The 23,370-nt window shown below is 48.7% G+C and carries 25 protein-coding genes, 1 tRNA gene and 1 pseudogene; 6 read left to right on the top strand and 21 right to left on the bottom strand.

Going from position 1 to position 23,370, the window contains the following annotated elements; translation table 11 throughout:
• The first annotated feature begins 26 nt into the window (after nucleotides 1–26).
• Both HMPREF2952_RS03145 and HMPREF2952_RS03140 read left to right on the top strand, forming a co-directional pair.
• Nucleotides 27–692 (top strand): YqiJ family protein, encoded by a 666-nt coding sequence (locus HMPREF2952_RS03145; protein ID WP_070695265.1) that lies wholly within the window; start codon nucleotides 27–29, stop codon nucleotides 690–692.
• Between the two features lie 210 nt (nucleotides 693–902).
• Nucleotides 903–2,615, top strand: coding sequence for a flotillin family protein (locus HMPREF2952_RS03140; protein ID WP_070695264.1), 1,713 nt, complete (start codon nucleotides 903–905; stop codon nucleotides 2,613–2,615).
• Nucleotides 2,616–2,987: 372 nt separating this feature from the next.
• Here the strand turns inward: HMPREF2952_RS03140 and HMPREF2952_RS03135 are convergent, their stop codons facing one another.
• From HMPREF2952_RS03135 to HMPREF2952_RS03090, 11 genes are all read right to left on the bottom strand, one after another.
• Nucleotides 2,988–3,413 carry a F0F1 ATP synthase subunit epsilon gene (locus HMPREF2952_RS03135; RefSeq protein WP_004519002.1) on the bottom strand — a complete coding sequence of 142 codons (426 nt, stop codon included), beginning with the start codon at nucleotides 3,411–3,413 and terminating at the stop codon, nucleotides 2,988–2,990.
• Between the two features lie 10 nt (nucleotides 3,414–3,423).
• Nucleotides 3,424–4,821 (bottom strand): F0F1 ATP synthase subunit beta, encoded by a 1,398-nt coding sequence (gene atpD, locus HMPREF2952_RS03130; RefSeq protein ID WP_003748111.1) that lies wholly within the window; start codon nucleotides 4,819–4,821, stop codon nucleotides 3,424–3,426.
• Nucleotides 4,822–4,859: 38 nt separating this feature from the next.
• Nucleotides 4,860–5,735 carry a F0F1 ATP synthase subunit gamma gene (atpG, locus tag HMPREF2952_RS03125; protein WP_004519003.1) on the bottom strand — a complete coding sequence of 292 codons (876 nt, stop codon included), beginning with the start codon at nucleotides 5,733–5,735 and terminating at the stop codon, nucleotides 4,860–4,862.
• Nucleotides 5,736–5,759: 24 nt separating this feature from the next.
• Nucleotides 5,760–7,307 (bottom strand): F0F1 ATP synthase subunit alpha, encoded by a 1,548-nt coding sequence (atpA, locus tag HMPREF2952_RS03120; RefSeq protein ID WP_003676111.1) that lies wholly within the window; start codon nucleotides 7,305–7,307, stop codon nucleotides 5,760–5,762.
• Nucleotides 7,308–7,317: 10 nt separating this feature from the next.
• Nucleotides 7,318–7,851, bottom strand: a complete 534-nt coding sequence (locus HMPREF2952_RS03115; protein WP_004519004.1) for a F0F1 ATP synthase subunit delta — start codon at nucleotides 7,849–7,851, stop codon at nucleotides 7,318–7,320.
• Between the two features lie 4 nt (nucleotides 7,852–7,855).
• Nucleotides 7,856–8,326, bottom strand: coding sequence for a F0F1 ATP synthase subunit B (locus HMPREF2952_RS03110; protein WP_003708446.1), 471 nt, complete (start codon nucleotides 8,324–8,326; stop codon nucleotides 7,856–7,858).
• A 73-nt stretch (nucleotides 8,327–8,399) separates the two neighbouring features.
• Nucleotides 8,400–8,636 carry a F0F1 ATP synthase subunit C gene (gene atpE, locus HMPREF2952_RS03105; protein WP_004519005.1) on the bottom strand — a complete coding sequence of 79 codons (237 nt, stop codon included), beginning with the start codon at nucleotides 8,634–8,636 and terminating at the stop codon, nucleotides 8,400–8,402.
• Between the two features lie 64 nt (nucleotides 8,637–8,700).
• Nucleotides 8,701–9,567 carry a F0F1 ATP synthase subunit A gene (gene atpB, locus HMPREF2952_RS03100; protein WP_003748099.1) on the bottom strand — a complete coding sequence of 289 codons (867 nt, stop codon included), beginning with the start codon at nucleotides 9,565–9,567 and terminating at the stop codon, nucleotides 8,701–8,703.
• The gene (locus HMPREF2952_RS10875; RefSeq protein ID WP_049336018.1) at nucleotides 9,557–9,910 is read right to left on the bottom strand and encodes an ATP synthase subunit I; all 354 of its coding nucleotides are present in this window, start codon (nucleotides 9,908–9,910) and stop codon (nucleotides 9,557–9,559) included. Before HMPREF2952_RS10875 ends, atpB begins: the two co-directional genes overlap by 11 nt.
• Nucleotides 9,911–10,190: 280 nt before the next feature.
• Entirely contained in the window at nucleotides 10,191–11,051 is an 861-nt protein-coding gene (locus HMPREF2952_RS03095; protein WP_039861871.1) for a ParB/RepB/Spo0J family partition protein, read from the bottom strand.
• 101 nt (nucleotides 11,052–11,152) lie between these two features.
• Nucleotides 11,153–12,937, bottom strand: coding sequence for a bifunctional chorismate-binding protein/class IV aminotransferase (locus HMPREF2952_RS03090; RefSeq protein ID WP_070695263.1), 1,785 nt, complete (start codon nucleotides 12,935–12,937; stop codon nucleotides 11,153–11,155).
• Nucleotides 12,938–13,103: 166 nt separating this feature from the next.
• On the opposite strand from HMPREF2952_RS03090, the gene ppk2 reads away from it, so the two are divergent.
• Entirely contained in the window at nucleotides 13,104–14,033 is a 930-nt protein-coding gene (ppk2, locus tag HMPREF2952_RS03085; protein ID WP_004519010.1) for a polyphosphate kinase 2, read from the top strand.
• 53 nt (nucleotides 14,034–14,086) lie between these two features.
• Here ppk2 and HMPREF2952_RS03080 read toward each other — a convergent pair whose 3' ends face one another.
• From HMPREF2952_RS03080 to tpiA, 5 genes are all read right to left on the bottom strand, one after another.
• Nucleotides 14,087–14,521 carry a PNPOx family protein gene (locus HMPREF2952_RS03080; RefSeq protein WP_004519011.1) on the bottom strand — a complete coding sequence of 145 codons (435 nt, stop codon included), beginning with the start codon at nucleotides 14,519–14,521 and terminating at the stop codon, nucleotides 14,087–14,089.
• A 53-nt stretch (nucleotides 14,522–14,574) separates the two neighbouring features.
• On the bottom strand, nucleotides 14,575–15,132 hold the full coding sequence (locus tag HMPREF2952_RS03075; RefSeq protein ID WP_004519012.1) for a UbiX family flavin prenyltransferase: 558 nt from the start codon (nucleotides 15,130–15,132) through the stop codon (nucleotides 14,575–14,577).
• A 90-nt stretch (nucleotides 15,133–15,222) separates the two neighbouring features.
• A tRNA-Leu gene (locus HMPREF2952_RS03070) sits at nucleotides 15,223–15,308 on the bottom strand.
• A 15-nt stretch (nucleotides 15,309–15,323) separates the two neighbouring features.
• Nucleotides 15,324–15,683, bottom strand: a complete 360-nt coding sequence (gene secG, locus HMPREF2952_RS03065; protein ID WP_004519013.1) for a preprotein translocase subunit SecG — start codon at nucleotides 15,681–15,683, stop codon at nucleotides 15,324–15,326.
• A 7-nt stretch (nucleotides 15,684–15,690) separates the two neighbouring features.
• A complete protein-coding gene (gene tpiA / locus HMPREF2952_RS03060; RefSeq protein WP_004519014.1) occupies nucleotides 15,691–16,464 on the bottom strand; it encodes a triose-phosphate isomerase in 774 nt (257 codons plus the stop codon).
• Nucleotides 16,465–16,647: 183 nt separating this feature from the next.
• Between tpiA and HMPREF2952_RS03055 the strand changes: the two genes are divergently transcribed.
• Both HMPREF2952_RS03055 and HMPREF2952_RS03050 read left to right on the top strand, forming a co-directional pair.
• Complete coding sequence (locus tag HMPREF2952_RS03055) at nucleotides 16,648–17,304, top strand: protein-L-isoaspartate O-methyltransferase family protein (protein ID WP_039861872.1); 657 nt, start codon at nucleotides 16,648–16,650, stop codon at nucleotides 17,302–17,304.
• A 50-nt stretch (nucleotides 17,305–17,354) separates the two neighbouring features.
• Complete coding sequence (locus HMPREF2952_RS03050) at nucleotides 17,355–17,684, top strand: rhodanese-like domain-containing protein (RefSeq protein ID WP_003679997.1); 330 nt, start codon at nucleotides 17,355–17,357, stop codon at nucleotides 17,682–17,684.
• Between the two features lie 66 nt (nucleotides 17,685–17,750).
• Here the strand turns inward: HMPREF2952_RS03050 and HMPREF2952_RS03045 are convergent, their stop codons facing one another.
• The 5 genes from HMPREF2952_RS03045 to acpP form a co-directional block, all read right to left on the bottom strand.
• Nucleotides 17,751–19,181: a basic amino acid/polyamine antiporter gene (locus HMPREF2952_RS03045; protein WP_049336020.1), complete on the bottom strand. Its 1,431-nt coding sequence runs from the start codon at nucleotides 19,179–19,181 to the stop codon at nucleotides 17,751–17,753.
• Nucleotides 19,182–19,279: 98 nt separating this feature from the next.
• The gene (locus HMPREF2952_RS03040) at nucleotides 19,280–20,167 is read right to left on the bottom strand and encodes a homocysteine S-methyltransferase family protein (protein WP_039861922.1); all 888 of its coding nucleotides are present in this window, start codon (nucleotides 20,165–20,167) and stop codon (nucleotides 19,280–19,282) included.
• A 141-nt stretch (nucleotides 20,168–20,308) separates the two neighbouring features.
• Nucleotides 20,309–21,001, bottom strand: coding sequence for a hypothetical protein (locus HMPREF2952_RS03035; protein WP_039861873.1), 693 nt, complete (start codon nucleotides 20,999–21,001; stop codon nucleotides 20,309–20,311).
• A 181-nt stretch (nucleotides 21,002–21,182) separates the two neighbouring features.
• Nucleotides 21,183–22,430 (bottom strand): beta-ketoacyl-ACP synthase II, encoded by a 1,248-nt coding sequence (fabF, locus tag HMPREF2952_RS03030; RefSeq protein WP_049336023.1) that lies wholly within the window; start codon nucleotides 22,428–22,430, stop codon nucleotides 21,183–21,185.
• Nucleotides 22,431–22,592: 162 nt separating this feature from the next.
• On the bottom strand, nucleotides 22,593–22,829 hold the full coding sequence (acpP, locus tag HMPREF2952_RS03025) for an acyl carrier protein (protein WP_003679644.1): 237 nt from the start codon (nucleotides 22,827–22,829) through the stop codon (nucleotides 22,593–22,595).
• Nucleotides 22,830–23,083: 254 nt separating this feature from the next.
• Between acpP and HMPREF2952_RS03020 the strand changes: the two are divergent.
• Nucleotides 23,084–23,370, top strand: a pseudogene (locus tag HMPREF2952_RS03020) (IS1595 family transposase); the annotation flags it as partial.

The following is a 23,370-nucleotide window of genomic DNA, read 5'->3' as shown; positions in this document are numbered from 1 at the left end:
AATTAAAAAGAATAAGGAAATGCAATATGTGGAATTTAATCAACGCCCCCGAAACTGAAATCTTCGGTATCGCCATTGCGCTGATGGTTTTGCTCGGTGTGTTGGAAGTCATTTCCATGCTGGCAGGCGGTATCAGCGATTGGTTGGACAACCTGTTGCCCGACAGTCTGACCGAAACCGCGCACGCCGAGGTCGGATTGGATGTGGCAGACGCAGGCATATTTGTGCGTTTCCTGAGCTGGCTGTATGTCGGACGTATTCCGGTGTTGATGTTGATGGTGGTGTTTCTTGCCGTATACGGACTGACGGGTTATCTGTTTCAGACGGCCTTTGCCACTGTATTCGGCAGTTATCTGAATGGCACGCTGGCAGCAGTCATCGTTTGGTTTCTTTCCCTGCCCTTAGTGCGGGTGACGGCTAGCGGTTTGTACAAAATTATGCCGAAAGATGAAACCACGGCCGTTTCTCAGGAAAGTTTGATCGGGCGCGTCGGCATGGTGGTGTTGGGCGAAGCTCGGGTAGGCAATGCGGCGCAGGTGCGCGTAAAAGATGCTTACGGCCAACAGCATTATGTGATGGTAGAGCCTGACTCTGAAGATGTATTAAAACAAGGAGATGCAGTATTGCTGGTGTCGTTGGACGGAAATACATTTAAAGCGATTTTGAATCCGAGCGGCAGCTTGGTTGATTAAGACCGTCTGAAACTGCTGATTTATCGATACGGTAAAAATAGATACTTTACCGCCCTATCCTCACCATCTAGAAATTTGAAATAACAATTAGAAAAACAACCACCCTATTATTTCAACCCATATTTTTAACCCTTTCAGACGGCCTCTCTCCCTCAAAGCCTTCTGAATCCACCGCCCCAAAGGCATATTAACAAGAAGAAAGGAAAAACCATGAATTTGGTCTCCATCGGCACTATCGCCGGCGTCATACTCGTCGCGCTGTTTGTACTCGGCCTCATCCTGACCCGTCTGTATCGCCGTGCCAGCAAAGAAGTTTCATTTGTCCGCACCGGTTTTGGTGGCGAAAAAGTCATCATGAACGGCGGCGCGATGGTGCTGCCTGTATTGCACGAAATCATCCCCGTCAACATGAATACATTGCGCCTTGAAGTGCGCCGCGCTGCCCAACAAGCGCTGATTACCCGCGACCGTATGCGCGTTGACGTGATGGCTGAATTTTACGTCCGCGTTAAACCCAGCGCCGAGAGCATTGCGACCGCCGCACAAACGCTGGGTATGAAAACCATGTCTCCCGATGAGTTGAAAGACCTCGTCGAAGGTAAATTCGTTGACGCCCTGCGCGCCGTTGCTGCCGAAATGGCGATGGAAGAGCTGCATGAGAAACGTGTTGATTTCGTTCAGAAAGTGCAACAAGTCGTGAGCGAAGACTTGTTTAAAAACGGTCTCGAACTCGAAACCGTTTCCCTGACCGGCCTCGACCAAACCAGCTTTGAGTTCTTCAACCCGCAAAACGCCTTTGACGCGGAAGGTTTGACCAAACTGACCGAAACCATCGAAGGCCGCCGCAAAAAACGTAACGAAATCGAACAAGACACCGACTTGGCAATTAAAACTAAAAATCTGGAAGCCGAACAACAACGCCTGAAAATCTCACGCGAAGAAGAATACGCCAAACTCGAACAAGAACGTGAAATCTCGGTACGCCGTGCTGAACAAGAAGCCAGCATCGCCGAACAAGAAGCCCAGAAAAAACGTGAAGCGGAAGAAGCCAAAATTGCCGCTGAACGCGAAGTGGATTTGAAACGCATCGCCGCCGAACGCGACATTAAAAACGAAGACATTAGAAAAGCACAAGCCGTTGAGCAGGCAGAGGTTGAACGCCGCAAAGCCATCGAATTGGCCGAGCAAGACCGCGCCATCGCCGTTGCCGAAAAATCGCGTGCCGAATCCGAAGCCAAAGCCGAAGCAGACAAAGCCCGCGCCGCCGCCGTTCGCGAAGAAGAGAGCGTGATTACCGTACGCGAAACCGAACGCGCCGAGCGTGCCAAAGCGGTTGAATTGATTGCCGCCGAAGAAGCTGCGCAAAAAGATGCGATTTCGCTCACTGTTGCCGCTGAAGCTGAAAAACAAGCTGCACAAGACCGCGCTGAAGCCGTGCGTATCGCCGCCGAAGCCGAAGCCGAGAAACAACGCCTTCAAGCCAAAGGTGAAGCCGATGCCAAGATTCTGTTGGCGCAAGCGCAAGAGCAACAATACAAGGTTGACGCCGAAGGTACCCGCGCTGTGAACGAAGCTGCCAACGTCCTGAGCGTTGAACAGGTTGAAATGCAAGTCCGCCTTGCCCTCTTAAAACACCTGCCGGACATCATCCGCGAATCCGTCCGCCCAATGGAAAAAATCGAAGACATCAAGATTTTGCAGGTCAATGGTCTGGGTGGCTTTGCCGGTGGTGCAAACAGTGCGGAAGGTGTTTCAGACGGCCAAACCACACAAACCAGCCTTGCCGATCAAATGGTCAACAGCGCCCTGCGCTACCGCAGCCAAGCTCCGTTGGTTGACGGTCTATTGAAAGAGTTGGGACTGAATGGTGGCGACATCAACGGTCTGACCCAAGGACTGGATAAAACCATCGACCAATCATAAATGAATACCGTAATAATGGTTTAAAGGCCGTCTGAAAAGTTTCAGACGGCCTTTTGTTTATACAAGGGCTTCCGCAAATTCTAATATTTTCAATACTGATCAATTCAGATCTGTTGCGGTTGCAATAAATTAGGAATTATCCACCCTGCTTTTTGTGGTTAAAAAAGATTGAGTAGGCTATTCTTAGCCAAATAACAAGACTAACTGCTTTGAAAATGATCCGCCAACAATTGAGTCATAAAAACCGGTTCTACCGTTCCGATTTCAAGTTTGCCATCTACTCATCTATCGACATTTCAATACCAAGCTGCTTATCTTCAGGCAAATAAAAAAGCACAACATTTCGTTGTGCTTTTTCTTGATGAACCCACATTACTTGTTTTTTTGCGAACGAAGGTAATCCAAAGTTTTCAGCTGGGCAATGGCTGCTGCCAATGCTTTGTGCGCTTCGGCCAGAGATTTATCATCTTTGGCTGCAGAAACACCTGCCTCGGCTGCTTTTTTAGCTGCTTCAGCACGCGCCTGATCCATTTCGGTACTGCGGACGGCAACGTCTGCCAATACGGTAATCTTATCAGGCTGTACTTCTAAAACGCCACCGGAAACGGCAACCAGCACTTCTTCAGCTTCACCCGGAACAGTCAAACGCAATGCGCCGGGGCGTACCAAACTCATAATCGGCTCGTGTCGTGGATAAATACCAAGCTCACCTTGAACGGTCGGAACCACCACAAAGCTGGCTTCGCCCGAATAGATGTTTTGCTCGCTACTGACCACTTCAACTTGCATGACGCTCATGCCGACCTCCTTAGTTTAAGGTTTTCGCTTTCTCAACTGCTTCTTCGATGCCGCCTACCATGTAGAACGCTTGTTCAGGCAGATGGTCGTATTCGCCGTTCAAGATGGCTTTAAAGCCGGCAATGGTATCGCGCAGGGCGACATATTTGCCTGGAGAACCTGTAAACACTTCTGCAACGTGGAACGGTTGAGACAGGAAGCGTTGAATTTTACGGGCACGCATCACAGTCAGTTTGTCTTCGTCAGACAATTCGTCCATACCCAGAATGGCAATAATGTCGCGCAATTCTTTGTATTTTTGCAGAGTAGACTGTACACCGCGCGCTACGTCGTAATGCTCTTGACCCAATACCATCGGATCCAATTGGCGCGAAGTAGAGTCAAGCGGGTCAACTGCCGGGTAAATACCCAAAGATGCAATGTCACGGCTCAATACGACGGTCGCGTCCAAGTGGGCGAAAGTTGTCGCTGGAGACGGGTCAGTCAAGTCATCCGCAGGTACATATACGGCTTGGATGGAAGTGATGGAACCTGTTTGGGTAGAGGTAATACGCTCTTGCAAACGACCCATTTCTTCAGCCAATGTCGGTTGGTAACCCACTGCAGAAGGCATACGGCCCAACAGTGCAGATACTTCGGTACCGGCCAGAGTGTAACGGTAGATGTTGTCGACGAAGAACAATACGTCGCGACCTTTACCGTTTTCGTCTTTTTCGTCACGGAAGTATTCGGCCATAGTCAAACCGGTCAAAGCAACGCGCAGACGGTTGCCTGGAGGTTCGTTCATTTGGCCATACACCATGGCTACTTTATCCAATACGTTGGAATCTTTCATCTCGTGGTAGAAGTCGTTACCTTCACGGGTACGTTCACCCACACCTGCGAACACGGACAGACCGCTGTGCGCTTTGGCGATGTTGTTGATCAATTCCATCATGTTCACGGTTTTGCCCACACCGGCACCACCGAACAGACCTACTTTACCGCCCTTAGCAAACGGACACAGCAAATCGATCACTTTAATACCGGTTTCCAACAATTCGGTAGTTGAAGACAACTCGTCGAATTTCGGAGCAGTTTGGTGAATAGCACGGCTCTTGTCGGTATCGATCGGACCTGCTTCATCAACAGGCGTACCCAATACGTCGACAATACGACCCAATGTACCTTTACCTACCGGTACAGTGATTGGCGCACCAGTATTGCTTACAGACATACCGCGTTTCAGGCCGTCTGAACTACCCATTGCAATAGTACGGACAACGCCGTCACCCAGAAGCTGTTGAACTTCCAGAGTCAGACCGTTCTCGTCCAATTTCAGGGCATCGTAAACATGCGGGATAGCGTCGCGTGGAAATTCCACGTCAACCACCGCACCAATAACTTGTACGATTTTGCCTTGGCTCATTATCGTATCCTAATTTCCTGTTCAGGCTTCAGACGGCATTAAACTGCCGCTGCACCTGCTACAATTTCTGACAATTCTGTGGTAATCGCGGCTTGACGCGATTTGTTGTACACCAAGCGCAATTCTTTAATGGCATTACCTGCGTTATCGGTTGCGGCTTTCATCGCTACCATACGCGCGGCTTGTTCAGATGCCATGTTGTCGCTCAATGCCTGATAAACCACAGACTCTAAATAGCGGCGAACCAAATATTCCAATACGGCGATAGGACTCGGCTCGTAGAGGTATTCCCAAGTAAATGAAGAATGACCTGTTCCGTCGTCAATAACGTTTTCACCGATAGGCAGCAAAACTTCCATACGCGGCTCTTGGCGCATTGTATTGACGAAACGTGAGTAAACCATATGGATACGGTCTAATTCATGCTTCTCATAACGTTGGAAGATTTCGGTCAGAGGGCCGAGCAGCAATTCCATTTTTGGGGTATCACCCAAATTGGTTGCGCTGGCAATAACATTCAAACCGATGCTTTGGCATGCAGCCAAACCTTTACTACCCAGGCACACGACTTCGACTTCGATGCCTTGTTCCTGATACTCTTGAACTTGCGCCAAAAACTTTTTCAGTACGTTTGCGTTCAAGCCACCGCACAAACCTTTGTCCGAGGTAATCAAAATGAAACCGGCACGACGCACTTCGCGGTGCGGCTCCAACAATTTGATACCATGATCGGCATTAGTTTGTGCAAGATGGCTCATCACTGTACGCACTTTTTCGGCGTACGGACGCGCTAAGCGCATCCGGTCTTGAGTCTTCCGCATTTTAGAGGTCGACACCATTTGCATCGCTTTAGTGATCTTTTGGGTATTTTGAACACTACGGATTTTGGTGAGAATCTCTTTTCCGACTGCCATTTCAGACTCCTTTCATCTCAATACTTATGCTTGGTAAGCGTAAGAAGATTTGAAAGATTTCATGGCTTCGGTCAATGCTTTTTCGCTTTCGTCAGACATTGCGCCTGATGCATTAATCGCTTCCAGAACCTCAGGATGTTGCGTACGTACGAAACTCAAGAATTCTGCTTCGAAAGCCAAGGCTTTGGATACCGGAACATCTGCGTAAGAACCGTTGTTGATCGCCCACAAAGTCAATGCCATTTCGGCAGTGTTCAATGTGCTGAATTGTTTTTGTTTCATCAATTCAGTAACTACTTCACCGTGTTGCAGCTGTTTGCGCGTTGCTTCGTCCAAATCGGAAGCAAATTGCGAGAACGCTGCCAATTCACGGTACTGTGCCAACGCCAAACGGATACCGCCACCCAGTTTTTTGATGACTTTGGTTTGTGCTGCACCACCTACGCGCGATACGGAAATACCGGCATTGATTGCAGGACGGATACCGGCGTTGAACAAGTCGGTCTCCAAGAAGATTTGGCCGTCTGTAATCGAGATTACGTTGGTTGGTACGAATGCTGATACGTCACCGGCTTGGGTTTCAATAATTGGCAACGCAGTCAGAGAACCGGTTTTGCCTTTTACTTCGCCATTGGTCAGTTTTTCAACTTCGTTTTCGCTGACACGGGCTGCACGTTCCAACAGACGGGAGTGCAGATAGAATACGTCGCCAGGATATGCTTCACGGCCAGGAGGACGGCGTAACAGCAGAGAAATTTGACGGTATGCAACGGCTTGTTTAGACAAGTCATCGTATACGATCAACGCATCTTCACCACGGTCACGGAAGAATTCACCCATGGTACAACCGGAGTAAGGAGCGATGTATTGCAGTGCAGCGGCTTCAGAAGCAGTTGCAGCAACCACGATGGTATGCTCCATCGCGCCATGCTCTTCCAATTTGCGTACTACGTTGGCAATAGAAGATGCTTTTTGACCGATAGCCACATAAATACAGATAACGCCTGTACCTTTTTGGTTAACGATGGCATCCAGTGCCACGGCAGTTTTACCGGTTTGACGGTCACCAATGATCAACTCACGTTGACCACGACCAACCGGAACCATAGAGTCAATGGCTTTCAGGCCGGTTTGCATTGGTTGGTCAACCGATTTACGCGCAATCACACCCGGTGCAATTTTCTCGATTGGAGCAGTCAATGTTGTGTTGATTGGACCTTTACCATCGATAGGACGACCCAATGCATCAACCACACGGCCAACCAGTTCGCGACCGATCGGCACTTCCAAAATACGGCCGGTACAGGTAACTGTATCGCCTTCTTTAATGTGTTCGTACTCACCCAACACTACGGCACCGACGGAGTCACGCTCCAAGTTCATGGCCAGACCGAAAGTGTTACCGGGGAATTCGAGCATCTCACCTTGCATCGCGTCTGACAAGCCATGAATGCGCACAATGCCGTCTGTAACAGAAACAACGGTACCACGGGTACGCACTTCTGCATTGACGGACAGATTTTCGATTTTAGCTTTAATCAAATCGCTAATTTCAGCAGGATTAAGCTGCATGAAAACTCTCCTAATTTGTCATAGTCGCATACAAAGCATTCAGTTTGCCTTGTACGGACAAATCCAAGACCTGATCACCCACTTCTACTTTGATGCCGCCGATTAATTCAGGGGCAACTTTAGCTACCACATCCAATTTGCTGTTGAAGCGTTTTGTCAGGATATCGGTAACATCGGCCAGCTGCTGAGAACTGAGCTCATACGCGCTGTAAATTACTGCCGATTTCGTATTGTTGTGTATCAAGGTCAAATCTTGATATTGGGCATAAATTTCCGGCAATACCAGCAAACGCTTTTGCTCGGCCAAAACGGTAATAAAATTTGCCAATTCGACATTTTTGATACCGACAAGACCTTTGAGCGTTTCTGCCTTTTCGGAAGCTCCCGTTTCCGGCTGCTCGATGAAAGCAATGACTTTCTCATCCTGAACAACCGCTGCGAGTTCTTTCAGTTCGCCCAACCAAGACTCGATTTGGTTTTTTTCCTGAGCCAGACTAAACAATGCTTTCGCATAAGGTCTGGCAATCGTTGCGAACTCTGCCATAAGATTACAGCTCCTGTTTTAAGGCACTGAGCAGATCTGCATGTTTGGAAGCATCGACTTCTTTACGCAGGATAGATTCCGCACCTTTAACAGCCAATGAAGCGACCTGTTCGCGCAACACTTCGCGTGCACGGTTAACTTCTTGCTCTACATCAGCTTTTGCTTGGGCTGCAATGCGTGCTGCTTCATGAGAAGCTTGCTCTTTGGCTTCTTCTACAATTTTTGCAGCACGTTTTTCGGCGTTGGCAACCATTTCGGTTACCTGATTACGCCCTTCGGCCATAAGTTCTGCAACTTTTTTCTCTGCCTGCTCAAAATCGCTCTTACCGCGCTCGGCAGCAGCCAAGCCTTCGGCGATTTTTGCGGCACGCTCATCCAATGCTTTGGCGATCGGAGGCCATACGAATTTCATCGTAAACCATACCAAGCCAAAGAAAACTAGGATTTGCGCAAATAAGGTTGCATTAATATTCACGTTACTTAACCTTCGTATCTGGGTTAATCAAACAGACGGCAAGCCTGTATCTGAACGGATCGCTCCGTCTTGATTACGCACCACTAAACGGGTTAACGAAGGCGAACAACAGGGCAATAGCCACACCGATCAAGAAAGCCGCGTCGATCAGACCAGCGATCAAGAACAGTTTGGTTTGCAGAGGACCGATCAGCTCAGGTTGGCGAGCAGAAGATTCCAAGTATTTAGAACCAACCATTGCAATACCGATAGAGGCACCCAATGCGCCCAAGGCAACGATCAAACCACATGCGATAGCAATCAAACCCATTTTTAAACTCCTTAAAATAGTAAAGGTTAAACTACAAAAAACAAACTACAAAAAAACTACTTGATTAGTGTGCATCATGCGCCTGTCCGATATATACGAACGCCAACGCCATGAAAATAAATGCCTGCAAGGTGATGACCAAAATGTGGAAAATCGCCCAAGCCAAACCGGCAATCAGGTGGAACACAAATAAAATCGGATCCAAAGTTTCGACACTGCCGGTTGACGCCCATGCACCGCCCAACAGAGCGATCAACAGGAACACCAGCTCGCCAGCATACATATTACCAAACAACCGCATACCGTGGGATACGGTTTTGGACAAGAACTCTACCAAGTTCAGCAGGAAGTTGGCCGGAGCAAGCCACGGACCGAAAGGTGCGCAGAACAACTCGTGAATCCAACCGCCAAGGCCTTTGATTTTGACATTGTAGTAAATACAGATCAGCAATACGCCAATCGCCAGAGCCAAAGTCGTATTCAAGTCAGCTGTCGGCACGACGCGCAACAGGGCATGATGATTACCGGTAATGCCTTGCCATGCCATCGGCAGCAAATCAACCGGCAGCATATCCATGGCGTTCATCAAGAGAATCCAGACAAATAAGGTCAGACCCAACGGGGCAACGGCTTTACGCGATTGTTCGTTATGGATAATGCTTTTACACATGTCATCCACGAATTCGAACAGAATTTCAACAGCCGCTTGGAAACGACCGGGAACACCGGCCGTCGCTTTTTTGGCACCGCGCCACAAAAGGAAGCTGCCGATTACGCCCAACAGAACGGCAAAAAAGATTGCATCAAGGTTAATGAACGAAAAATCAGCAATGTTTTTCAGTCCTTGACCCTGAGTAACATCCGACATACTGGTCAAGCTTTGCAAGTGGTGCTTGATGTAGTCGGCAGCGGTCATAGTTTCACCTGCCATAGTGTTTCACTCTCAACAATACTAAAAAAACCAAATGACTGACGCCAAGAAACGCCAATAAAAATGGGTAAAATACCAGTGATCGATGCCATATCGCAAAAACGACCAACATAGATACCAGCGACAGCACTACTTTTAAAACCTCTCCGCCGATAAACATCGAACTTTGCAGATCAGGATTTCGTCGGGAAAACTTTAAAAGTAAAACTGCAACTAGGGTAGGCAAAATGTACGAAAATCCTCCCGCAAAAGCAGAGAGGAAGCCGGGCAATCCGGAAAATAACGCACAAACAACTGAAATTATTAACAATACAATCACTTGCAATGGGACTATCTGATTCATTGTACTTCACACCCCAAAACGCAAGGTAAATTAATATAATCAAGAAGTTTATTAACGTCAAGCAATATGTTAATCTTTGTGAACCTTTCACAGATAAATGATTAACACATATAAAACAAATCTTTGCAGGAACGGAGTTTAACACAAATTACATGTTGCTACACAGATTTTACAGAAGATTTTGATTTGTATTGTAAACATTTATACGCTCTACGCTTTTTCAAAAATTGAGGCCGTCTGAAAAGCTTTTTTCAGACGGCCCGTTCTGTTTATAAAGCCGTTAGAACGCTTGATTGATGCCTAACTGCTTCAGCAAATATTCGAATGTTTCCGGCGTATCAAAATGCAGCACGATTTTGCCTTTTTTCTGATTACTGGTTTTGACTTCGGCATTAACGCCCAAATGCTCGGTCAATGCATCATTGATGCGGCGGATATCCGGGTTAATGGTTTTGGTTGCTTCCGGTTTGGCTTTTTGATGTGCCAACTGGCTGCGGCGCTCTACCTCGCGTACCGACCAACCGTTTTTGACGGCTTTTTGTGCCAACTCCAATTGGTCAACCACATGCAAGGTCAGCAACGCGCGGGCATGACCCATTTCCAGACGGCGTTGGTAAAGCATTTCCTGAACCGGCTCAGGCAGGCTCAACAGACGCAGGCTGTTGGAGATGGCACTACGGCTTTTACCGACGGCTTTTGCGATGGTTTCATGAGTCAGGCCGAATTCATCGGCAAGGCGTTTCAAACCTTGCGCTTCTTCAATCGGATTCAGGTTTTCACGTTGTAAGTTTTCAATCAAACCCATGGCCAACGCAGTTTCGTCGCTGATGGTTTTAATGACGACGGGAATTTCGGTCAAACCGGCCAACTGGGAAGCGCGCCAACGGCGTTCTCCGGCAATCAATTCATATTGAGACAAACCACGTTCGCGTACGATAACCGGCTGGATAATGCCTTGCGCTTTAATGGAATCGGCCAATTCCTGCAAAGCTTCGTCATCAATTTGCACACGCGCCTGATAACGGCCGGGCTGAATATCGGCGATGGCAACCGTTGTCAGGCGGTCGCTACTGCTGCTGTCCACTGCATTGGAAATCAGCGAATCCAAACCGCGTCCCAATCCACCTTTTGCTTTTGCCATATTGTTTTCCCTTTCAGACGACCTCATTGTTGAAATGACGTATTCTATCGGATATTGCCGCTTTACGACAATTTGAATCACGATGATTTGACTATTGCCATTTATTTACGGAGCGAAACCGCAAACACGCCCCTTAAAGCGTTACTCAAACGGATTTCTTCCGCATTTTCCAATATAGCGCGCGTGATGTGGGCTTCCTTGATTGTATCTGCACCTAAATATAGCTGAGACTGCTTCAATACCGCTTGGCGCATTACCCCGTTCAAAATATCCAAATCCAAAGACGGCGTGAGCCATTGTCCTTGATATTTGACGAACACATTGCTTCTTCCACCCTCTAACAAAAGGCCGTCTGAATTGAAAAACAGACTGTCAAATGCACCCTGCCCTTCTGCCGTTTTCCATGCTTGGTCAAAAATTTCACGGCGTGTGGTTTTGAAACGGCGTAGATAATCGCGTTGGTTTAATGTGTGTTCACTCAGGATGACGTATTGCTGCCCATCCAATTCAGAAACAGCCCCATGGCTCAATGAAAGGCCGTCTGAAAACAAAGCTGCTTTGACTCTAAATAACCCACTTGGCAACTCATCTATATAATGTTGAATTTGCTCTATTGCATTTTGAGGCCAAGACAGGTTGAGCGCTTGTGCCGATCTGTTCAGACGGCCTAAGTGCAAATCGAGCAAACGGCATTGTTTGTATTCCACGCGCATGGTTTCAAAAATACCGAAATCAGGCCGCAAGTCATTCAGAAAACGCGCCTTCCAACCGCACTCGCGATATTCGGCTTCAGGGTCGCTATCAATCACAATCCCCGAACCCACGCCATAAACACCTTGATAAAGGCCGTCTGAAACGGGCTTCAGGGATAAGGTGCGGATCACAACATTAAACACACCTTCAAACCCCAAACCTGTATCGCACGGATGCAAAAAGCCAATGCTGCCTGTGTACAAACCACGCGGTTCGGACTCAAGAGACTCAATAATGTGCATACTCATGCGTTTGGGCGCACCAGTAATAATGCCGCACGGGAAGGCTGCGCGGAGAATATCGGCAACCGAAACATCAGGCAGCGCCTGCGCTTCGATGGCACTGGTCATCTGCCAAACACTGCCGAAACGGGAAACTTTAAACGGTTCAGGCACGCGTACTTTGCCTGTTTGCGCGATTTTGCCGAGGTCATTGCGCAACAAATCGACAATCATCACATTTTCGGCGCGGTTTTTCGGGTCGTTTTGCAATTCAACGGCGCGGCGTTCATCTTGCCCATCGTGAAGAATCGGCGCAGTGCCCTTCATCGGCTCGGTTGTAATCAGGCCGTTTGAATCGATTTTGAGGAAAAGTTCGGGAGAAAAACACAAAGTCCACGCTTCCTGCCCTGCCCCGTCGGGCAGACAAGACAAAACAGCATACGGCACAGGCTGGCGCAAACGGCGGTAAAGCTGAATCGGATTGCCGTAAGTTTGCAGGTGCAGGCGTGCGGTGTAATTGATTTGATAGGTATCGCCACGGCGGATGGCCTCGTGGATTTGGCGGATATGCTCGAGATAATCGGCTTCGGATATGGAGAATCGGGGAGTGGAGATGCCTGCCGCCAGGCCGTCTAAATGATTGGCCAGCCAGCTTTCGGCATCGATTTCGGAACAATCGGCAAACCAGTGCAAACGCAAATTGCCACTGTGCGCGGATGAAATATCCATCAGTGGCAATCCGAATTCGTAGTCTGCAAACAACACTGCATGCAAACCCTTTTTCCAGCCGGCTTGCAAAATACTTGTTAACGAATCCAGTTCGTTATGATAAAACCGATGGCTTTCTACATGATTTTGATAGAGTTTTGCTCGGCCGCTCACGGCATCGTCAAACAGGGCGAAATAAGGCATGATTGCTGTACAAATAGGCTGATTATACGCTGCTTTTACATAAGTTAGCAGACAAATTCAAAAAAAGCACTCGAATGTAATTTTATGTAGTCGAACGAAGTATAAAAGGGTAGAATCAAACCATACCACACCATATCATTTAAAACTTAATCGATAAGGAGACTTTATGGCAGACCACCAATTAGAACCGTTCGAGAATGTTGAACTGGGCGAGAAACAAGACCAGCTGCAAGTATTCGAAAAGGCTGTTTTGGAACACGAAGGACGCGGCACTGACGAAGATTCCAGCAGCGCACCGCTTCCTGCCAACTACCCATACAAACAACGTATGCGCCGCTCTGTTTACGAAAAAGAAAAACAGAAGCTGCAAATCGAATTGTTGAAAGTACAAAGCTGGGTTAAAGATTCCGGTCAGCGTATTGTCAGCCTGTTTGAAGGCCGCGACGCAGCCGGTAAAGGCGGTACCATCAAACGCTTCATGGAACACCTGAATCCGCGTGGCGCGCGCGTGGTTGCTTTGGAAAAACCAACCACTACCGAACGCGGCCAATGGTATTTCCAACGCTACATCCAAAACCTGCCGACCGCAGGCGAAATGGTATTCTTCGACCGCTCATGGTACAACCGTGCAGGCGTAGAACGCGTAATGGGCTTCTGCGAACCTAACGAATACCTGCTCTTCATGCGTCAAACTCCTGAATTGGAACGTATGCTTGTTGCCAGCGGTATCCATCTGTTCAAATTCTGGTTCTCCGTATCCCGTGAAGAACAACTCCGCCGCTTCATCTCCCGTCGTGACGACCCACTGAAACACTGGAAACTGTCCCCTGTGGATATCCAGTCGCTCGACCGCTGGGACGACTACACCGAAGCCAAAAACGCCATGTTCTTCCACACCCATACCGGCGACGCGCCTTGGGTCATCATCCGCTCCGACGACAAAAAACGTGCACGTTTGAACTGTATCCGCTACTTCCTGCACCAGCTGGACTATCCGGGCAAAGACGTGAAAGCCATCGGCAAAGTGGACGAGAAAATCGTTTTGGTTCCTGATACACGTTACAAAGACAAAACTGTCGAGCTCGGACACGATTAATTTGTAACCTTACCAAAGGCCGTCTGAAATTTCATCTTTCAGACGGCCTTTTCTTAATCCTCGCGATTCCAGTACGTTTTTTGTGCGAATACCAATTTATTGTCAGTGAATTTTACATTATCCAAATTCAACGCCCAGACATCACTTTTCATCACTCGAGCAGCAGGATGCGCTTTGTAAAATAAAGACTGCGCCGCTTTCAAATCCGCTTCATTCTCAATCAAAGCGGCAGTCGCCGCAAACTGAATGCCGCTGATTTTTGTGATACTGTCAGGCTGACCGGCAATGGTACCGGCTACTTTGGCAGAACGGCTCATCATTCCGCCATGTTTCGTTTTCAAAGAAGTCAACACAATCAATCGGGCATTCGCCTCATCAAACACATAAAAACAACAAGCCGCCCAAACTTCGCCGTCTGCCGCAGCGGCAATACTGACGACATGATGATTGCTCAAAAATTTAACGATATTGGTAGGAATCGCTTGCATGATTTTATCCTCTTTCTCAGTGTATTCAATTTATTTTCAGGCCGTCTGAAACATCAGCCCTGCCAGCGCGGCGCATCGGTTTGAAAAATACCGAACAAGTCCAAAGCATGAGAGACACTGTGTGTAATCATATCTTCGATGGATTCTGGCTTCTGATACAGAGCCGGAACGGGAGGAAACACAATGCCGCCCATCTCTGTTACACGGCGCATATTGTCGATGTGTGCCAAGTTTAACGGCGCTTCACGCACCATCAACACCAGCCTGCGCCGCTCTTTCAATGTTACATCCGCCGCACGGCTGAGCAAATTATCGGCAAACCCGTGAGCAACCGAAGCCAAGGTTTTCATTGAACACGGCGCAATCAACATTCCATCCGTCAAAAACGATCCGCTGGCAATACTTGCCCCGACATTACGGACGGAATGCACGACATCCGCCAAAGCATAAACGTCTTCTTTAGTGTAATCCGTTTCCAAAGCACGGGTCATCTCCGCCCCTTGCGAAACCACCAAATGCGTTTCTACCTGATGCTCACGCAAAAGCTGCAAAGCCTTCACGCCATACTGAAAACCGCTGGCACCGCTGATGCCGACAACCAAACGCTTCATTGTATTTCCCTGTCTTGGCCTAAAGATAAATGAAAGGCAGATTCTCAAGACGAAAAAATAACCGCTAAAAAGCGGTTAGATTTCCTAATGTGGTGCCGACAGCGAGATTTGAACTCGCACAGCCTATGGCCACTACCCCCTCAAGATAGCGTGTCTACCAATTCCACCATGTCGGCATAAATTAAATTGTCTTACTGCTGCTGAGGATTCGGAGCAACAGGAGTTGTATTGTTTTGTGCAGGCGTTGCAGGCTTAGGAGCTTGCTGGGTCTGCTTCACATCGCTGAAGTCTAAACCATGCTTACTGGAGTGAGTGTGAATATACACCATCGCCATGCAAGTCGCAAAGAAAAATGTTGCAGCAACGGCAGTCGAGCGGCTGAGGAAGTTGGCATTACCGGCAGAACCGAATACGCCTTGCGCGCTACCGCTGCCGGAACCGAATGTTGCGCCGGCATCCGCGCCTTTACCGTGTTGCAGCAATACTAACACGATTACGAATAGAGCGGAAATAATATTAATAATCCAGATAAGGGTTTTAAAGGCTTCCATATGTTTTCTACGAGGCTTGTGCTGCGTTGATGATGGCGGTAAAGGAGTCATATGATAATGACGCGCCACCAACCAATGCGCCGTCTACATGAGGTACTGCGAAGATGTCGGCCGCGTTATCCGCTTTCACACTTCCGCCGTAAAGAACGCGGATTTTAACATCGCTTCCGCACAAAGACAAGATTTCTTTGTAGATAAATGCGTGCATGTCGGCGATTTGTTCGACGGTGGCGACTTTGCCTGTACCGATCGCCCAAACCGGCTCGTAGGCAACGGCGATGTTTTTGGTGTTCAAACCTTGCAGGATGGAAAGCTGGTGGGCAATGACTTCGTGTTCTTTACCGGCTTCGCGTTCTTCCAAACTTTCGCCGACGCACAACAATGGAATCAGGCCGACGTTGAGGACGTTTTCCATTTTGCGGCGTTGGATTTCGTTTTTCTCGCCAAAATAAAGGCTGCGCTCGGAGTGGCCGATGAGGACGATATCTGTACCGATGTCGGCAAGCATTTCAGCGGACACTTCGCCAGTGTACGCGCCATTATTTGGGAAACGGCTCACGTCTTGCGCACAGGTCAAGATGCGGTTGTTCAAAACAATCTGCATGGCGTTGTGCAGTTGCAACAGATAAACGGTCGGAGCAGCCAGGCCGATTAACACGCGTTCTGCGGTTGGCATGACACGGAAGCGGTGCATAAGTGCATTGTTGTTTTGGAGTCGGCCGTTCATTTTCCAGTTGCCGATAACCCATTTTTGGTCCCACATTCCGATTTGGTGATACATCTTTATTGCTCCGTATGTTGGTTGTTGCTTGCTGTAGCGTCGTGTAATGTGAAAGTTTAGTGGATATATGTGCGCTTGGCAATTATTAACGGGCCTCCGGGGCCGTCTGAAAGATGGCACACTCTCCGACAAGGATTTATAATGTATGCTTCGATAAAATTAAGAATTGAACGGAGCACAAATATGGACTTTGAAAAAGCGCGTTTCAATATGGTTGAACAGCAGATTCGTCCGTGGGATGTCTTGGACTTCGACATTTTGGATGCTTTAGAGGAGATCGAGCGCGAACATTTTGTCGGCGAGGCTTTTCAAGGTTTGGCCTATGCAGATATGGAGCTGCCGCTGACCAACGGCCATAAGATGTTGGAACCCAAAGTCGTTGCCCGCCTGGCTCAAGGCTTGAAACTGAAAAAAGACGAAACTGTCTTAGAAATCGGTACAGGCTCAGGCTATGCAACCGCCCTGCTGTCCAAACTGGCCGGCAAAGTCGTGACCGACGACATCGACGCCGAGCAGCAGCAACGCGCCAAAAAAGTTTTGGACGAATTGGGCTTTACCAACGTCGATTATGTGCAAAACAACGGCCTGACCGAAGCATCGCAAGGCGCTCCTTTTGATGCGATTTATGTGGGCGGCGCAGTAGACAGCGTACCTGAAATCTTAAAAGAGCAATTGAAAGATGGCGGCCGCATGGTGGTCATTGTCGGTCGCAAACCGGTACAACGCGTGCTTTTGCTGACGCGTAACGGCAATGAGTTTTCCGAAAAAGTATTATTTGACACCGTCGTGGCACACTTGGAAGACAAATCGGCCAATCCGTTTGGCGATTTCGATTTTTAAACAACAGGCCGTCTGAAAATTCAGACGGCCTCATGCTTTTACCCAACCCTATGACCGACATCATCCAACTCTCGCCCACCGAATTGAAACAATGGCAGGACGAAGGCCGCGCATTTCATCTGCTCGACGTCCGCACCGATGAAGAACGCGCCATCTGCACCCTGCCCGCCGCCATTCATATCCCGATGAACCTCATCCCCCTGCGCCAAAACGAGCTGCCCGACGATGATTTACCCATTGTTGTCTATTGCCACCACGGCATCCGCAGCCTGCACACGGCAATGTATTTGGAAGACGCCGGATTTGAAAACCTCTACAACCTGCAAGGCGGTATTGATGCTTGGGCAATGCAGGTAGACAGCAAAATGATGCGATATTGAATCGGTTTTATCAATAAAAGGCCGTCTGAAACTGGATTTCAGACGGCCTTTTTCAAACCTTTCTGCTTACACTTGTAAGCTAGCGACAAACTGCTGTACGGCCGGCACAGCCAAAATCAACAGCAATACCAATACGGCTTTTTCCATACGGTTGAACTGACAATTTCCGTAGTGTTTCTTTTGCGAATAGAAAAACAGTAATACGCCGGGCAAATAGAGCAAGACTGAAAGCAGCAAATATTCCGTGCCTGCCGCATAGACAATCCAAGCCGCATAAAGCGTTGCTGCCGCGCCGATAAGACGGTATTTCGCCGCGGCCTTTTGTGTCAGCGATAATTTGAGCAGATATGCACCAATTAACAAATATGGTATCAAAATCATGGAAGTCGATACCATCAGCAAGGCAGAATAATCCTCGCCTTTTAACCACACCAGCAATAGGCAAAACTGCACGGTCAAGGTGGTAAACATCAATGAACCCTGCGGCACTTCGTTTTTATTCAACGGGATAAACGATTTTGGAAATGCGCCGTTTCTCGCACCCATGTGCGGAATCTCGGTCGCATACAGCGTCCAGCTTAAATAAGACGACAGCACAGACACAATCAGGCAGGAAGAAATCAACACTTTACCCCAAGAGCCGACCATGTGCGCCAACACGCCCGCCATAGACGGATTAGCCATTGCTGCAATATCCGCACGAGGCAAAATGCCTTGAGCCAAGACGGTAATTGCCACATACATGGCCAGCGTCAAGCTGACGCCGATAATGGTTGCTCGACCGACATCAGCACGACTTCGCGCATGCTTGGACAAAACCGCCGCACCCTCAATACCGGTAAACACCCACAGCGTAATCAGCATTGTGTTTTTCACCTGCGTCATCAGGCTGACATCAGGATTTTCAGGCGTAGCAAGGCTCGCCCCTGTCCAATCGGACATAAACACTTCGGTTTGAAAGAAATAGGCTGCCATACCAATAAATAAAATCAGCGGAAATACTTTGACTGCCATCGCAATCAGGTTCACTCCTGCCGCTTCTTTAATACCGCGCACCACCAACCAGTAAATCAGCCACACAATTACTGATTCTCCAACAAAAGCAGCAAATGTGTTGCCTTTGCCGAAAATCACGTTGTCCGGCGTATCGACAAATCCGCCTACTGCTTCAAACGCAACCACCAAATAGCCGACAATACCGACCGTGGTGCAAAGCCAATAGCCCCACGCCGAGAAAAAACCCATCAAATCGCCGAAGCCGTCGCGGGCGTACGTATAAATACCGCCATCCAATTCGGGCTTAAGTTTGGACAAGGCCGAAAATGACAGGCCGAGGAAGATAATGCCCACACCGGTAATCAGCCAACCCAACAGCAAAGCCTGCGAACCTGCAACGGCAGCCATATTCTGCGGCAGGCTGAAAATACCCGAACCAATCATGGAACTGATAACCAAGGCCGTCAGCGCGGCCAAGCCGATTTGAGATTTTTGCGACATGTTTATTCCTGATTTTTATCATTATGTGTTTGTGAAGCGACGGCATTACCGGCTTTTTTAGCCTGTTCTAACCGTATCAAAATATTATGCAGCTGCTTTCAGACGGCCTTAAATCCTTGCGCCAACGCACGGATATGTTCAGGTGCGATACCGCAGCACCCGCCGATGATTTCAGCACCCAAATCCGCCCATTGTCTCGCCCATGCCAAATAATTTTTCGGCGTGGCATCGGAGCGAATCGGATCCAAACCGTCGTTGGCCTCGTTCATCTGACCTTGTACCGGTTCAAATGCATTGGCGTACACACCCAGTTTCAGACGGCCTTGGGCTTCATGTGCCACTTTCAAAGCTTCTGCCATTACTTCAGGCTGACTGCAATTGAACAACATTGCCGCCGCACCTATTTCTACCGCGAAATCCGCCGCCTCGTGCACGGTTTCTCCCGAACGCAACACCGGTACATCATGCGGCATCGTATCTTCCAAAGTAAACGATACCCAAAACGGCTTACCGTCATCAGGCAGACTGCTGCGCCAGAAACGCGCTTCTTCCAAGCTGGATACGGTTTCTGCCAACCAAATATCAGCAAACGGCATCAAACCCGATATTAAAGGGCGCGCCAAAGCAGGTGCGACTTGTTTGTCAAACAAGTCAGGGCGGTAAGAACCGAATAACGGCGGCAGGCTTGCGGCTACTTTTGCAGTAGTCCCGCTTTGTTCCACCGCTTCACGCGCTAAACGGCCGGAAAGCCTTGCCCATTCGGCAGCTTGAGCATCAAAGCGCTCCTGCCCGATATGAAACGGAACAAGCGCATAACTGTTGGTCGTAATCACCTGTGCGCCTGCGCGAAGAAAGTCCAAATGCGTTTCGCGTACAATCTCCGGTGTTTCCATCAAAGCCAAAGCAGACCATTCCGGCTGACGAAACGGTGCGCCACGCCGATGCAGTTCACGCCCCATTCCGCCGTCTAAAATCGTTACCGTCATGATCGACCTCCAATGATGAATTTTTAAAATCGCCATTCTACGCTTTTTTAACTCCTTACCTTTAATCTATGAAAAACTAAACTTATGCAGTTTCGTTATATAAAAGGCCGTCTGAAGCAGGATTTCAGACGGCCTTTACGATTATTTCACAAACCGTGCATCTGCCATAAACGGCCGTGTAGCGGCTGGTTTAGCGGAATAGAAGCGGGAGAACGTGCTGTCGATTTTGGTCTGTATCGGCTTACCGTCCAATGTTGCCGATGCTTCCAATTTCACACCACCGCCACTGGTTTCGCCTAATTTCATATTTGGCAACGTCAGTTTGGCAATATTGAGTTTCACATTTCCCACTTTGGTATCGGGGGACATCAGCTGCTTACCGACCGGACGGATTTTTTCACCCTCATCATGAGGCGCGGCACCACCGTTGTCGTCAACCACGCCGATATTAATCAATCTGGCAGACGCCAAATCCATCTTGCCGTTTTTGACCGGAATACCGACAAACAGTTTTACGCCGCGATGAATGAACGTATTGTCCCGCCACTGAGTTTGGCCCTCTTTCGGCGGTTTGGTTTCTGCCGCCACCGAATAAGTGCGGCCCATAATCATCAATTTATAACCTGGAATTTTTTTCGAACCGAATCCATCAGTGATATCTTCGACCAGTTGCGGCGCAGTCAGGGTTTCGTTTGCCAAAATACGGGCTGAAGTTTCTGCCAAATGGGCAGGCTTACCGTCTATAGTCAATGCCTGTTCATGGCCAAAATCAGATGCAAATGCAGGCACGGCGGCTAGCGCGGCGGCCAATGCCAGAATACGGATGGTTTTCATTGCAGACTCCTGATAAAAATGTAATTGGGTTGATTACCCGATAAAATCCGGGCGATATTGATAGGAATCAGTATTTTTATACAAATGATACAGATTATCAAGAGTATTTAGTTTTCAAAATAAAAAAAGGCCGTCTGAAATCCAGTTTCAGACGGCCTTTTCAATCTACTTAAACCTTCTATCAGCCTGTAAAGCGTTTGAATACCAATGTGCCGTTGGTACCGCCAAAGCCGAAGGAATTGGAGATGGCAACGTCGATTTTCGCATCGCGTGCTTCGTTGGCGCAGTAGTCCAAATCGCAACCGGCTTCAACGTCTTGTTCAAAGATGTTGATGGTCGGTGGAGATTTCTGCTCGTGTACCGCCAACACGCTATACAACGCTTCCACGCCGCCGGCCGCGCCGAGCAAGTGGCCGGTCATGGATTTGGTGGAGTTAACGATGACTTTGCGCGCATGATCGCCCAAAGCGCGTTTAATGGCTTTGGTTTCGTTGGCATCGCCCAAAGGAGTCGATGTACCGTGTGCGTTGACGTAATCAACGTCTTCAGGATTCAGGCCGGCATCTTTCAGGGCGCGGGTAACGGCCAATGCAGGGCCTTCTTCGTTAGGCGCGGTAATGTGGTAAGCATCGGAGCTCATACCGAAGCCGACGATTTCGGCGTAAATTTTCGCACCGCGTTTTTTCGCGTGTTCCAATTCTTCCAACACCAGCACGCCAGCGCCTTCGCCAATAACGAAACCGTCACGGCCTTTGTCCCACGGACGGGAAGCGGTAGCAGGGTCGTCGTTGCGGGTGGAAAGTGCCTTCATGGCGGCAAAACCGCCGACGCCCAAAGTGCTGATCGCGCCTTCTGCGCCACCGGCAATCATAACGTCTGCGTCGCCGTATTTAATCAATCGTGCAGAGTCGCCGATGGAGTGTGCGCCGGTTGTACAGGCAGAAACCATGCCGTAACTCGGGCCGCGGTAGCCTTTGAGAATGGTGACATGGCCGGAAATCAGGTTAATCAGCGAGCCTGGGATAAAGAAAGGATTGATTTTGCGCGCGCCGCCTTCGATGACGGCTTTACCGGTCGCTTCAATGCTCGGTAGGCCGCCGATACCGGAGCCGATATTGACACCGACGCGGTCTTTGTCGAGGGTTTCCAAATCGTCCAAGCCTGAATCATTAATGGCCTGCAGGGCGGCGGCAATACCGTAGTGGATGAACACGTCCATACGGCGCGCTTCTTTCGCGCTGATGTATTGGCCGATGTCGAAATCGCGCACTTCGCCGGCGATTTGGCTGTTGATGTCGGATGCGTCAAAGCGGGTAATCCGTCCGATGCCGCTTTTGCCTGCGAGCAGATTGCTCCATGCGGTGGCGACGTCGTTGCCGACCGGTGATACTTGGCCAAGACCTGTGATGACTACTCTTCTCTGACTCATGATAATCTCGCTGTTGGTTGTCGGGATTTTCGCGGCAGCCTTGCTCTTTTTCTTCGTGAAAACGGGCAAAACTCATGCCGTCTGAAATTTCAGGGGTTTAATAATAAGGTAAAAGCCTCTATTGCGATGGCGCAGCAGAGGCTGGATGTTTGGTGCGACCGATTAGCCTTGGTGGGCGTTGATGTAGTCGATAGCCAATTGTACGGTAGTGATTTTTTCAGCGTCTTCGTCAGGGATTTCGCAGCCGAAAGCTTCTTCCAAAGCCATCACCAGTTCTACGGTGTCCAGAGAGTCAGCACCCAAATCGTCTTGGAAAGAAGATTCGTTTTTCACTTCGGCTTCGTTTACGCCCAGTTGTTCAGCAACAATTTTTTTAACTTGTTGTTCGATGTTTGACATGTCAGTCGTTCCTTTTCGCCTTGCGGCAGGTTGTTTAAGGGAAATAATTCGTCGGTATTGTACCGAATTTGGATAGAGTTTTCCATCTAATCCTGCATTTTAGCACAGATTATTCTGGAAAAACCTGTTGTTGCGCATATTAGCATATGCTGATTTTAACCTACAAGCAGGAATTTGTTTTTGTTACGTATTAACATTAACATTATTAAAAACAAGGGGCTGTACTAGATTAGCAGATATGTTACCCTCGAAATATGAAGATAACTCACTGCAAATTAAAGAAAAAAAGTACAGAAAGAACTGCTTCGTTTTTTTGTACTCGAAGTTACCGCCCGTTCTGCCGCCGATATTTTGGGTATCCATCCCAATTCGGCAGCACTGTTCTACCGTAAAATCCGCATGGTTATCAACTATCATTTGGCCTTGGCTGCCGATGAGGTTTTTGAGGGCTCTGTCGAACTGGACGAAAGCTATTTCGGCGGACGGCGTAAAGGCAGACGTGGTCGCGGTGCGGCAGGAAAAGTGGTTGTCTTCGGCATTC

It is taken from the genome of Neisseria sp. HMSC068C12 (assembly GCF_001814095.1).
GTDB classification, from domain to species: domain Bacteria; phylum Pseudomonadota; class Gammaproteobacteria; order Burkholderiales; family Neisseriaceae; genus Neisseria; species Neisseria perflava.
The sequence above is the reverse complement of the archived record's forward strand: the minus strand, read 5'-3'. Positions and strand labels throughout refer to the sequence as shown.